Here is a 16,433-nt window from a genome sequence, read left to right on the forward strand (position 1 = left end):
CAAATTGAATTTCCCCAGCCTCATGGCCTGGATTGCCCCCGCCTTGCTTCTTAATTCCTCTCGTTCTATGCGCGCACACTGCCTCCTCTCCGTCCTCATTGCCTTGGGCAGTGCCGCGCCCGCGCTGTCCCAGGTGCCTACCGGCTTGCCGGCTCCCGCCCCCGGGGGAGTGGATACCCTACGGGCTCGCAAGCACGTCTACACCCTATTCAAGCCGGTACCCACCGCGCTGATGCGGCCCCTGAGCACCGACCGTCCTGACGCTACGGAAAGCGCCTATTCCGTCGACGCGGGTCACTTCCAAATCGAAACCGACCTGCTGCGCCTGGGCCGCTCGCGCCTGGACGAGCAGACCGCCGCGGAAGAATTGGGCCTCAATCACGCCAACCTGAAAATGGGCCTCACCCATAATGTGGACCTGCAGGTGGTGGTGGAATCCTACACCATTCAGACCGAGGGGGTCGGCGAGACGAGCACGCGGCGCGCAGGCTTTGGCGACGTCACCGTGCGCCTTAAGCGCAACCTGTGGGGCAACGACGGCGGGCCTACGGGCTTTGCCCTGATGCCCTTTGTGAAGCTGCCTACGGGCCGCAGCTGCGGCAACGGGGCCTGGGAGGGCGGCATTGTTACGCCTTTCTCCGTCCAATTGCCCCACGACTTTACCTTGGGCACCCAGCTGCAGGCCACGCTCAACCGCGACAGCGAAGTCAAAGAGCATTACCTGGAGCTGGCCCCCACCCTCACCGTGGGCCACGACCTGTATAAAACCCTGGGCGGCTTTGTGGAGCTTGCCACCGCCTGGGACACCCGGAATCCGGGCTGGACGGCCACGCTCAACGGCGGCCCCACCCTGCGGCTGGGCGACAACCTGCAACTGGATACGGGCATCAACCTGGCCCTGACCAAGGACACCCAAACCACTTATTTTCTGGGTTTGAGCTTCCGGCGCTAGCAACTTCAAAACAGCCTCTGTTAAGCTCCCTGCCATGGAATTTTACCACCCCCGCGTGAGTGAGGCCCAACAGATACTGGCAGCGCTGGCGCTGCCGGGGCCGCTAACCACCAAACTGGCCGGGCTGACCCTGCTGGCCCTGGCTGGGGTAGGGCCAGATACGCCCTGGGTCCAGGCCACCAATGAGCGCAAGGGCATGGCGCGGGGCATCCGCAGTTTCATGCGCTCCGTCTACGGCTGGGCTGACGCGTCGACGGAGCGCACGTTTCTGCTTATGCGGGACCAGGTGCTGCTGCCGCTGGTAGCAGCGGGCCTGGTGCTGCGCAACCCCGACAACCCCGCGCTCTGCCCAACCAGTCCCCTGCTGCATTTTGCCCTGACGGCCGACCTGCTGCCCGTGCTGCGGGCCCACGGCACCCCGGACTGGGCCACGGCCGTGAGTGCCTTTCGGCAAGGGTGGGAAGCTTCGCATAAGCGAAAGGCTCAGGAGGCACTACCTGCCGGCTTGTCCAGCAGTGCCTCAATCAGGCGCAGCAGGATGTGAATGACTTTCACGTGCATTTCCTGGATGCGGTCGGCATAACCGGAGTGGGGCACCCGGATTTCCACGTGGGCCAGCGCCGCCAAGGGTCCGCCGTCTTTGCCCGTCAGGGCCACGACCTGCATTCCGGCTTCGCGGGCGGCCTCGGCCGCGCGCAGCACGTTGGGTGAGTGGCCGCTGGTGCTGATGGCCAGTAGCACGTCGCCGGGGCGGCCCAGGGCCTGCACGTAGCGGCTGAACACCTGCTCGTAGCCGTAGTCGTTGGCCACGCAGCTCAGGTGGGCGGCTTCGGTGAGGGCAATGGCCGCCAGGGCGGGGCGGTCCTGGCGGTAGCGACCAGTGAGTTCCTCGGCAAAATGCTGGGCATCGCACAGGGAGCCGCCGTTGCCGCAGCTCAGGATTTTCCCCCGGCCTGCCAGGCAAGTGCTCATCAGGCGGGCAGCCTGCTCGATGCGGACAAGATTTTCGGCGTCGGCCAGAAACCGGTCAAGCACGGCACGGGCTTCCGTAAGTTCAGCGTGGATGAGGGCAGCAAGCATGGCAAATAGGTATAGCGTCGGGTTTGGCCCAGCTAACGGGATGCTCCTCCCATGGTTGCTGGACCGCTGTTTACCTCCCCTTACGTCAACCCAATGACCTTTTCGACGTGTAAGGAAAATATCTACCTGCATTTTCGATGCGTCCACTCTCACTTGCTGGGTACTTGCTCCTGGCATCCTCGCTGCTGTCGTTTACTTCCGCCGGGTTGCCCGGCGGGGTAGGGCACGCCGCCGGTCTCAGCCGGCGCGATGCCCCCACGGAAGCGGCAATTTTACTGACCATGCGCACGTTTCGCCACGCCGTTGCCGTCGGAGATTCCGCCGCCGCCGTGGCGCTCTTTACCCGTGCGGCCTGGCTCCTGGACCAAACGGAGCCTTTACCGAAGCACCGTTTCGTTCACCTGGCCGGCTGCCGCGGCTGGTGCCGCCCCGCTTCCCCGCTAAGGCAGTACCGGGTGAGCCTCCTGCCGGGGCCTGACACGGCAGTCGTCGTGGAAACTTATTACCGGGATACTCCTGTTTCCACCCGTAGGCGCCGTTTGCCTGGTCAGGGCTACACGGCTATTTCGGTCGTTGTTCGCCAGCACGACCAGTGGCTTATCAGCAGCCATACCCTGTGTCGGGCGCCGGCAGAATAGGCCCACTTTGCCCAAGGGTGTATCCTTATCGGCGCGAAATCCGTAGGTTTGCACCATCCTACCCCCTGGAATGCGTTTATTCTCCGTCTTCTTTGCTTGTTACCTGGCCCTGCTCGCCTGTCTGCCCTGCGTAGACCGGGAGCCGGTGCGCGCGAACAGCACGCAGACGTTTGTCAGCGCAACTTCCCACGAGGCGGCTTCCCATCTGGCGGGTGATTGGTGCACGCCGCTATGCCAGTGCCACTGCTGCGCCGGCACGTCGCTGCCCACGGCGCTGCGCTTGGCGTTGACGGCGCCCCCCAAGGTATTTTACGCCTCGGGCCGGTACTCGCGCCTGCAGCCCCCGGCCGCCCGGCAGATGCCGGGCAGCATCTGGCAGCCCCCCCAAGCCTAGTTTCCTGTTTTTCGGGTCCCCTACGGGACCGGGCCCCGGTGCGGGGTCCGGTCCCGTTGACGCATGCGCACGTTCCGTGGCCTCGCCCGGACCCCGCCGCCGTCGAGCCCCGCTGGGCTCCGGCCGCCCCCTTCCCAGGATTTCTAGTCTTACCCCCCAGTCATCATGCTGAATAAGCTGATCTATTTTTCCATACACAACAAGCTCATCATCGGGCTGCTGACCCTGGCGCTCATTGCCTGGGGCGGCTACTCGCTCTACCGCCTCCCCATCGACGCGGTGCCCGATATCACCAACAACCAGGTCGTAGTGTACACCGTGGCCCCTTCGCTGGCCGCCAACGACATCGAGCGGCTGGTGTCCTTTCCCATCGAGCAGAGCGTGGCCACCATTCCGGGCGAGGAAGAGGTGCGCTCGTTTTCGCGCTTCGGCCTCTCGGTGGTCACCATCATTTTCGAGGACGGCATCGACATTTACTGGGCCCGCCAGCAGGTAGCCGAGCGGCTCCGCGAAGCCGAAAGCCAGATACCAGACGGCGTGGGCCGGCCGGAAATGTCGCCGGTGTCCACCGGACTGGGCGAAATCTACCAGTACCTGGTGCGCGCCAAGCCCGGCTACGAGAAGAAGTACGATGCCCGCGAGCTGCGCACGATTCAGGACTGGATAGTACGCCGGCAGCTGCTGGGCACGCCCGGCGTGGCCGACGTTTCATCCTTCGGTGGCCTGCTCAAGCAATACGAAGTGTCGCTGGACCCCGAGCGGCTGCGCTCCCTCAACATCACCGTGGACGAGGTCTACCAGGCCGTCTCGCGCAATAACCAGAACACCGGCGGGGCCTACCTCGATAAAAACCCCACGGCCTACGCCATCCGTACCGAGGGCCTGGTGACCAACCCGCAGGACATCGGCAACATCGTAGTGCGCAGCACCGAAAGCGGCCTGCCCATCCTGGTGCGCGACGTGGCCAACATCCGCCTGGGCTCGGCCGTGCGCTACGGGGCCATGACCCGCAACAACGAGGGCGAAGTGACCGGCGGCATCGTGCTCATGCTCAAAGGGGCCAACGCCAACGAAGTCATCAAGGCCGTGAAGGAGCGCATGAAGACGGTGGAAAAATCCCTGCCCGAAGGCGTGGCCGTGGACGTGTACCTGGACCGCTCCGACCTCGTGGGCCGGGCCATTCACACCGTTACCAAGAACCTGATTGAGGGCGCGCTGATTGTGATTTTCGTGCTGGTGCTGTTTTTGGGCAACCTGCGCGCGGGCCTCGTGGTGGCCTCGGTCATTCCGCTGGCCATGCTCTTCGCCATTGCCATGATGCAGCTCTTTGGCGTGTCGGGCAACCTGCTCTCGCTCGGGGCCATTGACTTCGGCCTGGTCGTGGACGGGGCCGTGATTATCGTCGAGGGCATCATTCACCGCATCCATTCCGGCCACACCAAGGCCCACGGCAAGAACGGCCTGCTCACGCAGCGGCAGATGGACGACGAAACTTACCACGCCGCCGCCGGCATCCGCGACTCGGCCGGCTTCCCCGAAGTCATCATCCTGATTGTGTACCTGCCGCTGCTGGCCCTGGCCGGCATTGAGGGCAAGATGTTCAAGCCCATGGCCCAGACCGTGGCCTTCGCCATCATCGGGGCCCTGATACTGTCGCTGACTTACGTGCCGATGATGGCCGCCCTGGGGCTGAGCCGCAACACCACCCCCAAGCGCACCTTCTCCGATAAGATGATGAGCTGGCTCGAAGCCCGCTACCGGCCCATGATTAGCTGGGCGCTGCGCCGCAAGGCCGTGGTGCTAACCACCTCGGTGGCCCTGCTGGTGGGTACGGTGCTTTTGTTCCGCACCCTGGGCGGGGAGTTCATCCCGCAGTTGTCGGAAGGCGACTTTGCCATTGAGATGCGCACGCTGACGGGCTCGTCGCTGAGCTACACCATCGAAAAAACCGGGCAGGTGGGTGAAATTCTCAAAAAGCAATTCCCCGAAGTAAAGGAAGTGGTGGCCAAGATTGGCTCGGCCGAGATTCCCACCGACCCCATGCCCGTGGAAGCGGCCGACGTGATGGTGACCCTGAAAGACCCCAAGGAGTGGACGTCGGCCAAGACGCAGCCGGAGCTGGCCGAGAAGATGGCCGAAGCCCTGAGCGTGATTCCCGGCGTCACGTTCGGTTTTCAGCAGCCCATTCAGATGCGCTTCAACGAGCTCATCTCCGGGGCCAAACAAGATGTGGTGCTCAAGATTTACGGCGAAGACCTCGACCAGCTGGCCGACTACGCCGCCCGCACCGCTGCGCTCGTGCGGCAGGTGCAGGGCGCTGAGGACATCTACGTGGAGCAGGTGACCGGCCTGCCGCAGATTGTGGTCAAGATTGACCGCAACAAACTGGCCCAGTTTGGCCTGAACGTGGAGGACGTGAACCGCACCGTGCAAACGGCCTTTGCCGGCCAGGCCGCCGGACAGGTGTTCGAGCAGGAGCGCCGCTTCGACCTCGTGCTGCGCCTGCCCCCGGCCCTGCGCAAGGACATCACCAGCGTGCGCCAACTCTTCATTGCCACCCCGCGCGGCGAGCAGATTCCCCTGGAGCAGCTCGCGGATGTGAGCCTCGTGGAAGGCCCTAACCAGATTCAGCGCGACGACGCCAAGCGCCGCATCACCGTGGCCTTTAACGTGCGCGGCCGCGACGTGGAAAGCGTAGTAGAGGAATTGCAGGGCAAAGTGGACCAGCAGCTTAAGCTGGCTCCCGGCTACTACACCACCTACGGCGGGCAGTTCGAGAACCTGCGCGAGGCCTCGCAGCGCCTGAGCATCGCCGTGCCGGTGGCCCTGCTGCTGATTTTCGCCCTGCTTTTCTTCACTTTCCGCTCCCTGCTGCAGGCCACGATGATTTTCACGGCCATCCCGCTCTCGGCCATCGGCGGGGTGCTCTCGCTCTGGCTGCGCGACATGCCCTTCAGCATCTCGGCCGGGGTGGGCTTCATTGCCCTGTTTGGCGTGGCCGTGCTCAACGGCGTGGTGCTCATCGGCTATTTCAACCAACTCAAAAAAGAAGGCGTGACGGACTTAACAGAACGGATTCTGCAGGGCACGGCCACCCGGCTACGCCCCGTGCTGATGACGGCCACGGTGGCCTCGCTCGGCTTTTTGCCCATGGCCCTGGCCACCTCGGCGGGCGCCGAAGTGCAGCGCCCCCTGGCCACCGTCGTCATCGGCGGCCTGGTGACGGCCACGCTGCTGACCCTGCTGGTGCTGCCCATCCTCTACGCCCTGGTGGAAAGCCGGGCGAAGAAGCCGGCCGATGACGAGGAGGAAATGCACGATGACGTCCCCACGGGCGTACCGGGCACGACGCCAACTTCCCCCGTGGTTGCGGGAGCCCTTGCCCTGTTGCTGCTAGCCCTACCTTTCACGGGCCGGGCCCAGCAGCCGCAGCTTTCCGTGGGCGGGGCGCCGTTCACGGCCCAGCAGGCCGTCACGCAGGCGCTGCAAGCCAACGGCACGGTGCAGGTGGCCCAACGCTCGCTCGAAGCCCAGCAGGCACTGCGCCGCACGGCCACCGACGTGGGCCGCACCACCATTGGCGTGACTTACGGGCAGTACAACACCTACCGCAAGGACAACCAGTTCAACATCAGCCAGACCTTCTCGCTGCCGGGCGTGTACCGCAGCCAGGCCCGGCTGCTGGATGCGCAGATAGGCGGCCAGCAGTTCCAGCTGGCCCAGGTGCAGGCCGACCTGCGCCGGCAGGTGCGCCTGAACTACGAGCAGGCCGTGTACGCCCGGCACCGCCTCAAGGTGCTGCGCGGGCAGGACAGCCTCTACACCGAGTTTCTGCGGGCCGCCAACCTGCGCTTTAAAACCGGGGAAGTGGCCCGGCTCGAACCGGCCACGGCCCTGGTGCAGCAGGGCGAAACCCAGGCCCTGATTCGGCAGGCCCGCACGGGCTACCAGGTGGCCCAGCGCCAGCTACAGGCCCTGCTGCAACAGGCGCAGGTAGTGGACGTGGCCGACAGTCTGCTGCGTCCCCTGGAGCCCGTGGTGCTACCCGCCCTGGGCGACACGGCCCGCCTGGCGCAAAACCCGGATGCCCAGGTCCTGCGCCAGCTCATTGCCCAGCGCCAGGCCGCTACCCGCGCCGAACAGGCCCAGGGTTTGCCTAACGTTACGCTCGGCTATTTCAACCAGTCGCTGATTGGCCCGCAGACCATCGGCGGGGTGGGCGGCGATGACCGCTACTACTCGGGCAGCGACCGGTTCCAGGGCGTGCAGGGCTCGGTGGGCATTCCCATCCTGCGCGGCCCGCAGAAAAGCCGGGTGCAGGCTGCCCGCCTCCAGGAGCAGGTGGCCACGGCCTCGTACCGGCGGCAGCTGGCCGAGCTGGCCGGCCGGCAGGACGAGTTGGTGGCCCGCCACGCCGAGCAGCAGCAGCGGCTCACCTTCTACCAGCAAACGGCCCTGCCGCAGGCCGACGTGATTGTGCGCCTGAGCACCCGGGCCTTCAAGGCCGGCGAAACCGGCTACAGCGAGTACCTGCTCAACCTGGAGCGGGCCCTGAACCTGCGCACGGCTTACCTGGAAGTACTACTGGACCATAACCAGACCGTCATCGAGCTGGACTACCTGCTCAACAGCACGGCCCAGTAACTCTCTTATTTTCTTGATTTCCTGAATTTTCTCCATGAAGAATATTGCAATTTTGGCGCTGTTTGGCCTGGCCCTAGCCGGCTGCGGCACCGATAAAAAAGAAGGCGCTTCCGCCGAGGCCACCACCGGAACGCCTGCCGTTGCCACCGCGGCCGGTCAGCCCGCGGCCGAAGGGGCAAAAGAGGCCGCCGAAGCGGAACCCACCGAAACCACCCTTTCGCCCGAGGAGCAGCGCACGGCCGGCATTCGCCTGGGCAAGGTGCAGGACCGGGTGCTCAGCGGGGGCCTCAAGGTGAACGGCACGCTGGACGCGCCGCCCGAAAACGCGGTGACCGTCAGCGCCCTGCTCGGCGGCATCGTGGAGCGCACCACCCTGCTGCAGGGCTCGCAGGTGCGGGCCGGTCAGGTGCTGGCCACCATCCGCAACCCCGAGTTCCTTGACTTGCAGCAGAAGTACCTGGAAACGAGCAGCCAGCTCGAATACGCCCGCTCCGAGTACGCCCGGCAGGAAGAGCTCTACCGGCAGGAAGTAGCTCCGCAGAAAAACTTCCAGCGGGCCCGGGCCGAGTACCGGGCCCTGCAGGCCCAGGTGGCGGCCCAGGCCGCCCGCCTGCGCCTGGCCGGCCTGCCGGTGGGCGGCAAGCTCACGACCACGGCCCCGGTGAAGGCCCCGCGCGGCGGCTTCCTGAAAACGGTGAACGCCAGCGCCGGCCAGAGCGTGACGGCAACCGACGTGCTGTTTGAAATCATCGACCCCGGCCACCTGGACGTGGTGTTGAACGTGTTCGAGAAGGACGCGCCGCAGCTGCGCAACGGCCAGACCGTGCGCTACACCCTGGCCAATGACTCGGCCGGGGCCGACCACCAGGCTAAAATATACCTCATCGGCCGCACGGTGGGCGAAGACCGCACCGTGCGCGTGTACGCCCACCTGCGCCACGAGGACGCCAGCCGCCTGCCCGGCACCTACGTGCGGGCCGTTATCGAAACCAACTCGGCCACCGTGCCGGCCCTGCCCGACAAGGCCCTGGTGCAGTTTGGGGGCAAGGACTACATTTTTGTGGCCGACGACAAGGCCACGGCCAAGGGCGAAAGCAGCTACCGCATGGTGGCCGTGGAAACCGGCGTGAGCGAAAACGGCTACACCCAGGTTACGCTGCCGGCAGGGCTGACAGCGGCAAATGCCGCCATTGTTACCGAAGGCGCGTATTCCCTGCTGGCGAAGCTCAAAAACGCCGAAGAGGAAGAATAGCCACCGTATGGGCTTCTGCCACGTTAACCCCATCCATATGCCTTTGATTAAACCGCTTGCCGTATTTTTTCTGGCCGGCCTCTGCGAAATCGGAGGCGGCTACCTGATGTGGCAGTGGCTCAAGTCCGGGCGACCGGCGTGGACGGGACTGATTGGAGCGCTGCTGCTGGTTCTCTACGGCTGGGTGGCCACCTGGCAGCCCACTTCGTTTGGCAAAACCTACGCCGTGTACGGGGCCGTTTTCATTGTCATGTCCATTGCCTGGGCCGCCTACTTTGACGGCTTCCGGCCCGACCGGTTTGACATGTTCGGTGGGGCCATTATCCTGTTGGGCATTGCCGTGGTTCTTTTCTGGCCCCGCCCGTAATCTCTGCCCATGCTTCAGTTACTCACCGGTGCCCTGCTGCTCAGTCTGCTCCACGCCGCGATTCCCAACCACTGGGCGCCGGTGCTGGCCGTGGCCCGGGCCGAGCGCTGGCCCTTGCGGCGGGCGGTGGGCGTAACGCTGGTGGCCGGCCTGGCCCACGTGCTGAGCACGGTGCTGCTGGGCCTGGGGCTGGGGCTGCTGGGCTGGCGCCTGTCGGCGGCCTTCTCGCAGTTTGCCGGCGTCGCGGCCCCGGCCCTACTGGTAGTCATCGGCCTGCTCTACGCCTTTTCCGGGCCGGGCCATACCCACCCCGACCCGGAGCCCGTGCCCGTGCGGCCGCGGGGCCGGGTGGTGCTGGGCCTGGCGGCGACGATGTTTCTGGCCCCCTGCCTGGAAATTCAAACGTTTTTTCTGTCCGCCGGCACGCGCGGTCCGCTGGCACTGGCCCTGGTCATGGCCACCTACCTGGTGGTGTCGGTGGGGGCCATGAGCGTGCTGGTCGCCGGGGCGTACACCGGCCTGCGCCGCCTGAACCTGACGGGCCTGGCCCGCTACGAGCGCCGCTTTACCGGGGCGGTGCTCGTACTGGTGGGCGTGGCCGGCTTTTTCGTAGACTGGTAGCCCTGAGTTGCCCCTGCTTTCTTCATTCACCGCTGCTATTTTTTTCCTATGCCTGACCCAACCTCCCCCAACACCGACGAAGAGCTCAACACGGCCAAGCAGGTCAAGCTCGAAAACGTGGGTGCGCTCAGCCGCGACCAGCTCACGCCCGAAGCCGCCGCCGCGCCAGAAGGCCACGACGTGCCCGGCCACGACCACGCCGAACACGACCACACGGGCCACAACCACCCGGCGGGCAAAAAGGTGGTAAACCTGGGCCAGAAGGCGAAAGACGAGCACGCCGGCCACGACCACGGCTCCGGCGACGACCACGACCACGGACCGGCCGGTGCCAACCCCTACCTCTGGCCCGGCGTCAGCTTCGTGCTACTACTGGTCGGCATCGCGCTGGACTACTATAACGTGGCCTGGTTCACCGGCTACGTTCGCCTGGGCTGGTACAGCGTCGCCTACCTGCTGGTGGGCTGGAAGGTGGTGAAAGCGGCCGTGCTCAGCATTCCCAGCGGCAACATATTCAACGAGTTTCTGCTCATGAGCATCGCCACCATCGGCGCGTTTGCCATCGAGCAATACCCGGAGGGCGTGGCCGTGATGCTGTTCTACACCGTGGGCGAGCTGTTTCAGGACGCGGCCGTGAACCGGGCCAAGCGCAGCATCCGGGCCCTGCTCGAAATTCAGGCCACCGAAGTCACCGTTATCCGCAACGGGCAGACCGTGGTGCTGGACCCTAAGGAAGTCGTCGTGGGCGACACCATCGAGGTGAAGCCCGGCGAGAAGGTGGCCCTTGACGGCACCCTGACCAAGGGTCCGGCCTCCTTCAACACGGCCGCCCTTACCGGCGAGTCGGTGCCCCAGACCAAGCAATCCGGCGAGGTCGTGCTGGCCGGCATGGTCAACCTGGAATCGCTGATTCAGGTGGCCGTGACGGCGAACTACAAGGACACCAAGCTGGCCAAAATCCTGACCATGGTGCAGGACGCGGTGGGCCGCAAGGCCAAGACCCAGCAGTTCATCACCAAGTTCGCCAAAATCTACACGCCGATTGTGGTATTGCTGGCCGTGCTGCTCGTGGTGGTGCCCTACTTTGTGGTGGATGACTACGTGTTTCGCACCTGGCTCTACCGGGCGCTGGTGTTCCTGGTCATCTCCTGCCCCTGCGCGCTGGTCATCAGCATCCCGCTGGGCTACTTCGGCGGCATCGGGGCGGCGTCCAAGGCCGGCATCCTGTTTAAGGGCTCCAACTTCCTGGATTTGATGCGCGAGCTCGACACGGTGGTCATGGACAAAACCGGCACGCTCACCCAGGGCATCTTCGCCGTGCAGCAGGTGCAGCCCGCCGCGGGTTTCGATGCCCCACAGCTGCTGCGGCTGGTGGGCGCGCTGGAAACCAAGTCCACCCACCCCATCGCCAAGGCCGTCGTGCTGCACGCAGACGCAGCCGCGCAGGGCGTTTCGGTGGATAATGTGGAAGAAATCAGCGGCCACGGCCTGCGCGGCAAAGTAGACGGCCGCGACGTGCTGGCCGGCAACACCAAGCTGCTCACCAAGTTCAACGTGGCCTACCCCGCCGAAGTCGACCAGGTGTTCGACAGCATCGTCGTAGCCGCCGTGGACGGTAAATACGCCGGCTACCTAACCGTGGCCGACTCGCCCAAGGAGGACGCGGCCCGCACCGTGCAGGAGCTGCGCGCCGACGGCATCACCAAAATCGTGATGCTCTCCGGCGACAAGGACAGCATCGTCCAGCGGGTAGCGAAGGAGCTGGGCCTTGACGAGGCCTACGGCGGGCTGCTGCCCGAAGACAAGGTGCGCCACGTGCAGGAGTACAAGGACGCGGGCCGCAAGCTGGCCTTCGTGGGCGATGGGGTGAACGACGCCCCGGTAGTGGCCCTGGCCGACGTAGGCATCGCCATGGGCGGGCTGGGCTCGGACGCCACCATCGAAACCGCCGACGTGGTGATTCAGACCGACCACCCCAGCAAGATTGCCACCGCCCGGCGCATTGCCCGCGCCACCCACCGCGTGGTGTGGCAGAACATCTGGCTGGCCTTCGTGGTGAAGGGCGTCGTGCTGGCCCTCGGCGCCGGCGGCCTGGCCACCATGTGGGAGGCCGTGTTTGCCGACGTGGGCGTGGCCCTGCTGGCCATCCTCAACGCCGTGCGCATTCAGCGCATGGACTACGCCACGCCCGGCACGGGCGGCACGCCGCCCCCCGCTCCCATTGTACCGCCGAAAGCAGAAAACCTGTCGGTTGTCGAGCCCATGCCCCGCGAACTGCGCGAAGGCCCCCACCACCACAACGGTCAATCAGCATGAGCGGCGCCCACGGCATGAGCGGCAGCGCCGCCTCGCGCAACAAGCGCGCCCTGACCATCGTCTTTTTCACGACGCTTACTTACCTGGTGGCCGAGGTTATCGGCGGCTGGTGGACCGGCAGCCTGGCCCTGCTGGCCGACGCGGGCCATATGCTCACCGACGTAGCCGGCGTCGGGCTGGCGCTGCTGGCCATCCGCTTCGGCGAGAAGCCCGCCACGCCCGAGCGCACCTTCGGCTACTACCGCTTCGAGATTCTGGCCGCCCTCACCAACGCGGTGGTGCTGATTCTGATTTCGATTTACATCCTCTACGAGGCGTATTTCCGCTTTCTCAACCCGCCCAAGGTGGAGAGCACCACCATGATGTGGGTGGCCGGCGTGGGCATGCTGGTCAACTTATACGGCGTGTACCTGCTGCGCAAAAGCTCGGGCGAGAGCCTGAACATGAAGGGCGCCTATTTCGAGGTCTTGTCTGACCTTCTCACATCGGTGGGCGTGCTCATTGCCGGGGCTATCATGCTCACCACGAAGTGGTACTACGCCGACCCGCTGCTCTCGGCCGGCATTGGGCTGTTCATCCTGCCCCGCACCTGGGCCCTGCTCAAGGAGTCGGTGAACGTGCTGCTGGAGGGCACCCCGGCCGACGTGAACCTGGAAGCCATGCGCCAGGGGCTGCTGCAGGTGCCCGGCGTGGCGGCCGTGCACGACCTGCACGCCTGGGTGCTCACCTCGGGCGTCAACGCGCTGAGCCTCCACGTGGTGCTGACCGACGAAGCCCGCCACGAGGACGTGCTCACCCGCACCCACGACTACCTCACGACCAAGCACCCCATTCAGCACGCCACCATCCAGGTGGAACGCGGCGACTTCGCCCAGCACGAAACGCACCTGTAAGCGCACGACACGCAACCCCCGCAAATTGCTAAGGCTTGATACTCTTACCATCGTTCATGGAGTCAGTTAACTCCCCTACGAATCGCCAGCGGGCCGAGCGTGGCCAGGCCTCTACCCTGTGGGGCATCGGGGCCAACGTGGCCTTGGTGCTGGGCAAGGGCACGGCCGGGGTGCTGGGCAACTCCTACGCCCTGATTGCCGATGCCATTGAGTCGGCCACCGACATCGTCAGTTCTGGCATTGTGTGGCTGGGGCTGCGCACCGCCGCCCGGGAACCGGACGATAATCACCCATACGGCCACGGCAAGGCCGAACCGCTGGCGGCCATGCTGGTGGCGGGGGCGCTGCTGGCGGCTGCGGCCTACATCGCCTACGAGAGCATCCTGCGTATCCAGACGCCCCACCAGCTGCCCGCCCGTTTCACGCTGGCGGTGCTGGCTGTCATTATTGCCATCAAGGAAACGCTCTACCGCCGGGTGCTGCGCGTGGGCCAGGAAGTGGAAAGCGCGGCGGTGAAAGCCGATGCCTGGCACCACCGCGCCGACGCCATTACTTCGGCTACGGCGTTTGTGGGCATCGGCATTGCCCTGCTGGGGGGCCCCGGCTACGAAAGTGCCGACGACTGGGCAGCGCTCGTGGCCTGCGCCTTTATCGTGTACAACGCGTACCACATTTTCCGGCCGGCCTTCGGCGAAATCATGGACGAGGCCCCGGCGGGCACCTGGGTAGCGGATGTGCGCGCCCTGGCCGAAGCCGTGCCCGGCGTGGTAGCCACCGAGAAATGCTTTGTGCGCAAGATGGGCCTGGAATTTTTTGTCGACCTGCACGTGCTGGTCGATGGAGGCATTAGCGTGCGCGAGGGCCATGCCATTGCCGGCGCCGTGAAAGCGGCCATCAAGCGCGCCCGGCCGGCGGTGTACAACGTGCTGGTGCACGTCGAGCCCAACCTCGCATAGCTTGGCCTTTTACTATCCTGCCTCACCTCACCCTTTCATTTTCTTCTCCGTCTTTCATGAATAAATACGATGTTATCATTATCGGCTCCGGCCCCGGCGGCTACATCGCCGCCGTGCGCTGCGGGCAGCTGGGCCTGAAAACGGCCATCATCGAAAAGTACCCCACCCTGGGCGGCACCTGCCTCAACGTGGGCTGCATCCCCAGCAAGGCCGTACTTGAATCCACCGAGCTCTACCAAAAAGCCACCCACCAGTTTGCCGAGCACGGCATCGCGGCCGACAACCTGCGCGCCGACCTGCCCCGCATGATGGACCGCAAAGACCAGGTGGTGAAAAAGGTGTGCGACGGGGTGGTGTTCCTGATGAAGAAAAACAAGGTGGACGTTCTCCACGGCGTGGCTTCTTTCGTGGATGCCACCACCGTGCGGGTGCAGCCCGGCGACGGGGGCAGTGGGGAAGAGCAGCAGCTGACGGCCAAAAACATCATCATCGCCACCGGCTCCAAGCCCAGCACCCTGCCCTTCATCACCCTGGACAAGGAGCGCGTCATCACCAGCACCGAGGCGCTGGCCCTCCGCGAGCGGCCCAAGCACCTCATTATTGTGGGCGGCGGCGTCATCGGCCTGGAGCTGGGCTCGGTGTACGCCCGTCTGGGCAGCAAGGTGTCGGTGGTGGAATACACCGACGCCATCATCCCGACCATGGACCGTACCCTGGGCAAGGAGCTGCTGCGCTCGCTCAAGAAGCAGGGCCTGGAGTTCTACCTCTCCCACAAAGTGACGGCCGTGGAGCGCACCGGCGACACGGTCAAGCTCACTGCCCAGGGCGGGCCGTCGGCCGAGCTGCAGCTGGAGGGCGACTACTGCCTGGTGTCGGTGGGCCGCCGGCCCTATATCGATGGGCTGAACCTGGCCGCGGCCGGCGTGGAGCTCGACGAAAAGGGGCGGGTGAAGGTGAACGAGGACCTGCAAACCACCGCGCCGGGCATCTGGGCCCTGGGCGACGTGGTGCGCGGGGCCATGCTGGCCCACAAGGCCTCCGACGAGGGCGTGTACGTGGCCGAGCTCATTGCCGGCAAGCACCCGGAAGTCAATTACCTGCTCATTCCCAATGTGGTATACACCTGGCCCGAAGTAGCGGGCGTGGGCTACACCGAAGAGCAACTCAAAGAGCAGGGCAAGGCCTACAAGGTGGGCTCCTTTCCCTACTCCGCCTCCGGCCGGGCCCTGGCCGGCGCCGACACCGAAGGGCTGGTAAAGGTGCTCACCGACGCGCAAACCGACGAGATTCTGGGCGTGCACATGATTGGCGCGCGCATTGCCGACATCATCGCCGAAGCCGTGGGCATCATGCACTTCCGCGGTGCGGCCGAAGACGTGGGCCTGATGTCGCACGCCCACCCTACCTACGCCGAAGCCTTCAAGGAAGCTTGCCTGAACGCGGCCGGCATCGGGGCGCTGAACATGTAATGAGTATGCTACCAGCCCTATTACTAGCCGTTACGCCGGACGTAACCCCCTCTTGGACGCAAGTGCTGCTGTATTCCCTGGTGCCCGCTGCCATCATGGTGGTGGGAGCCGTAATAGCCGTGCTACGCCCGCCGGGCGCCGCCATTCGCAGCGCCATTCTGCACTTCGCGGCCGGCGTGGTGTTTTCCGTGGTGGCCGTCGAGCTGCTGCCCGATATCGTGGCCCGGCACCGGCCCCTGGAAGTAGGACTGGGCTTTGCCTTCGGCGTAGGGGTCATGCTGGCCCTGCGCTCGCTGACCCGCAAGGCCGCGGACAAGGAGAAGGCCAACCCGATTCCCTACTTCGCCTCGGACGTTATGTGGACGTCGGAATCCGAGAAAGCTGCCGACCAGCGCCGGGCTCCCCTGCCCATGGGCCTGCTCACGGGCGTGGCCATTGACATTCTCATCGACGGACTGCTGCTGGGCATCGGCTTCGCGGCGGGTGCCGAGGAAGGGATGCTGCTGGCCATTGCCCTTACCATCGAGGTGCTGTCGCTGGGCCTGGCCACGGCCGTCGAGCTGCAGCAGGAAGGCCAGACCAAGGCCCGGACCGTGGGCGTGGTGGTAGCACTATCGGCTTTGCTGGTAGTGGGAGCCGGCGTCGGCATCACGGTGCTGCAGGGCGCTTCCGATAACGTCATGGAGCTGGTGCTTTCCTTCGGGCTGGCAGCCCTGCTCTTTCTGGTGACCGAGGAATTGCTCACCGAGGCCCACGAGGAGCCGGAATCGCCCTGGCTGACCTCGACGTTCTTCCTGGGCTTCTTGGTATTTCTTATCCTGGGCATGCTCGTGTAGAGCGGCTTTACTTCA

General features: G+C 65.2%; 14 protein-coding genes. 13 read left to right on the forward strand and 1 reads right to left on the reverse strand.

Translation table 11 applies throughout. The features are described from left to right. Positions 1–67: 67 nt before the first annotated feature. Both ACYVHC_RS20030 and ACYVHC_RS20035 read left to right on the forward strand, forming a co-directional pair. Positions 68–952: a transporter gene (locus ACYVHC_RS20030; RefSeq protein ID WP_196956758.1), complete on the forward strand. Its 885-nt coding sequence runs from the start codon at positions 68–70 to the stop codon at positions 950–952. Between the two features lie 34 nt (positions 953–986). Further along, positions 987–1,496, forward strand: coding sequence for a hypothetical protein (locus tag ACYVHC_RS20035; protein ID WP_196956757.1), 510 nt, complete (start codon positions 987–989; stop codon positions 1,494–1,496). Here ACYVHC_RS20035 and lpcA read toward each other — a convergent pair. Further along, entirely contained in the window at positions 1,436–2,032 is a 597-nt protein-coding gene (gene lpcA / locus ACYVHC_RS20040; protein WP_196956756.1) for a D-sedoheptulose 7-phosphate isomerase, read from the reverse strand. The genes ACYVHC_RS20035 and lpcA overlap by 61 nt on opposite strands. Before the next feature lie 137 nt (positions 2,033–2,169). Here lpcA and ACYVHC_RS20045 point away from each other — a divergent pair, with 137 nt between their 5' ends. From ACYVHC_RS20045 to ACYVHC_RS20095, 11 genes are all read left to right on the forward strand, one after another. Further along, complete coding sequence (locus ACYVHC_RS20045) at positions 2,170–2,670, forward strand: hypothetical protein (RefSeq protein ID WP_196956755.1); 501 nt, start codon at positions 2,170–2,172, stop codon at positions 2,668–2,670. Between the two features lie 70 nt (positions 2,671–2,740). After that, on the forward strand, positions 2,741–3,064 hold the full coding sequence (locus tag ACYVHC_RS20050) for a DUF6660 family protein (RefSeq protein WP_196956754.1): 324 nt from the start codon (positions 2,741–2,743) through the stop codon (positions 3,062–3,064). Positions 3,065–3,229: 165 nt separating this feature from the next. Then, complete coding sequence (locus tag ACYVHC_RS20055; protein ID WP_196956753.1) at positions 3,230–7,708, forward strand: CusA/CzcA family heavy metal efflux RND transporter; 4,479 nt, start codon at positions 3,230–3,232, stop codon at positions 7,706–7,708. 34 nt (positions 7,709–7,742) lie between these two features. Then, positions 7,743–8,960, forward strand: a complete 1,218-nt coding sequence (locus tag ACYVHC_RS20060) for an efflux RND transporter periplasmic adaptor subunit (protein WP_196956752.1) — start codon at positions 7,743–7,745, stop codon at positions 8,958–8,960. 37 nt (positions 8,961–8,997) lie between these two features. Then, positions 8,998–9,327 carry a YnfA family protein gene (locus ACYVHC_RS20065; protein WP_196956751.1) on the forward strand — a complete coding sequence of 110 codons (330 nt, stop codon included), beginning with the start codon at positions 8,998–9,000 and terminating at the stop codon, positions 9,325–9,327. 9 nt (positions 9,328–9,336) lie between these two features. Further along, positions 9,337–9,948 (forward strand): hypothetical protein, encoded by a 612-nt coding sequence (locus ACYVHC_RS20070; RefSeq protein WP_196956750.1) that lies wholly within the window; start codon positions 9,337–9,339, stop codon positions 9,946–9,948. Between the two features lie 48 nt (positions 9,949–9,996). Beyond that, positions 9,997–12,264: a heavy metal translocating P-type ATPase gene (locus ACYVHC_RS20075; RefSeq protein ID WP_196956749.1), complete on the forward strand. Its 2,268-nt coding sequence runs from the start codon at positions 9,997–9,999 to the stop codon at positions 12,262–12,264. Continuing rightward, positions 12,261–13,157, forward strand: coding sequence for a cation diffusion facilitator family transporter (locus tag ACYVHC_RS20080; protein WP_196956748.1), 897 nt, complete (start codon positions 12,261–12,263; stop codon positions 13,155–13,157). Before ACYVHC_RS20075 ends, ACYVHC_RS20080 begins: the two co-directional genes overlap by 4 nt. Before the next feature lie 56 nt (positions 13,158–13,213). After that, on the forward strand, positions 13,214–14,113 hold the full coding sequence (locus tag ACYVHC_RS20085; protein WP_196956747.1) for a cation diffusion facilitator family transporter: 900 nt from the start codon (positions 13,214–13,216) through the stop codon (positions 14,111–14,113). Between the two features lie 56 nt (positions 14,114–14,169). Continuing rightward, on the forward strand, positions 14,170–15,582 hold the full coding sequence (gene lpdA, locus ACYVHC_RS20090; protein WP_196956746.1) for a dihydrolipoyl dehydrogenase: 1,413 nt from the start codon (positions 14,170–14,172) through the stop codon (positions 15,580–15,582). A 5-nt stretch (positions 15,583–15,587) separates the two neighbouring features. Beyond that, positions 15,588–16,418 (forward strand): ZIP family metal transporter, encoded by an 831-nt coding sequence (locus ACYVHC_RS20095; protein WP_231403225.1) that lies wholly within the window; start codon positions 15,588–15,590, stop codon positions 16,416–16,418. The last annotated feature ends 15 nt before the right edge of the window (positions 16,419–16,433 follow it).

This window comes from Hymenobacter seoulensis (genome assembly GCF_054780535.1).

Excerpts from the sequence above, each read along its gene's own strand:
- ACYVHC_RS20030 (WP_196956758.1), top strand. The coding sequence starts at position 68 with ATGCGCGCACACTGCCTCCTCTCCGTCCTCATTGCCTTGGGCAGTGCC.
- ACYVHC_RS20035 (WP_196956757.1), top strand. The coding sequence starts at position 987 with ATGGAATTTTACCACCCCCGCGTGAGTGAGGCCCAACAGATACTGGCA.
- lpcA (WP_196956756.1), bottom strand. The coding sequence starts at position 2,032 with ATGCTTGCTGCCCTCATCCACGCTGAACTTACGGAAGCCCGTGCCGTG.
- ACYVHC_RS20045 (WP_196956755.1), top strand. The coding sequence starts at position 2,170 with ATGCGTCCACTCTCACTTGCTGGGTACTTGCTCCTGGCATCCTCGCTG.
- ACYVHC_RS20050 (WP_196956754.1), top strand. The coding sequence starts at position 2,741 with ATGCGTTTATTCTCCGTCTTCTTTGCTTGTTACCTGGCCCTGCTCGCC.
- ACYVHC_RS20055 (WP_196956753.1), top strand. The coding sequence starts at position 3,230 with ATGCTGAATAAGCTGATCTATTTTTCCATACACAACAAGCTCATCATC.
- ACYVHC_RS20060 (WP_196956752.1), top strand. The coding sequence starts at position 7,743 with ATGAAGAATATTGCAATTTTGGCGCTGTTTGGCCTGGCCCTAGCCGGC.
- ACYVHC_RS20065 (WP_196956751.1), top strand. The coding sequence starts at position 8,998 with ATGCCTTTGATTAAACCGCTTGCCGTATTTTTTCTGGCCGGCCTCTGC.
- ACYVHC_RS20070 (WP_196956750.1), top strand. The coding sequence starts at position 9,337 with ATGCTTCAGTTACTCACCGGTGCCCTGCTGCTCAGTCTGCTCCACGCC.
- ACYVHC_RS20075 (WP_196956749.1), top strand. The coding sequence starts at position 9,997 with ATGCCTGACCCAACCTCCCCCAACACCGACGAAGAGCTCAACACGGCC.
- ACYVHC_RS20080 (WP_196956748.1), top strand. The coding sequence starts at position 12,261 with ATGAGCGGCGCCCACGGCATGAGCGGCAGCGCCGCCTCGCGCAACAAG.
- ACYVHC_RS20085 (WP_196956747.1), top strand. The coding sequence starts at position 13,214 with ATGGAGTCAGTTAACTCCCCTACGAATCGCCAGCGGGCCGAGCGTGGC.
- lpdA (WP_196956746.1), top strand. The coding sequence starts at position 14,170 with ATGAATAAATACGATGTTATCATTATCGGCTCCGGCCCCGGCGGCTAC.
- ACYVHC_RS20095 (WP_231403225.1), top strand. The coding sequence starts at position 15,588 with ATGCTACCAGCCCTATTACTAGCCGTTACGCCGGACGTAACCCCCTCT.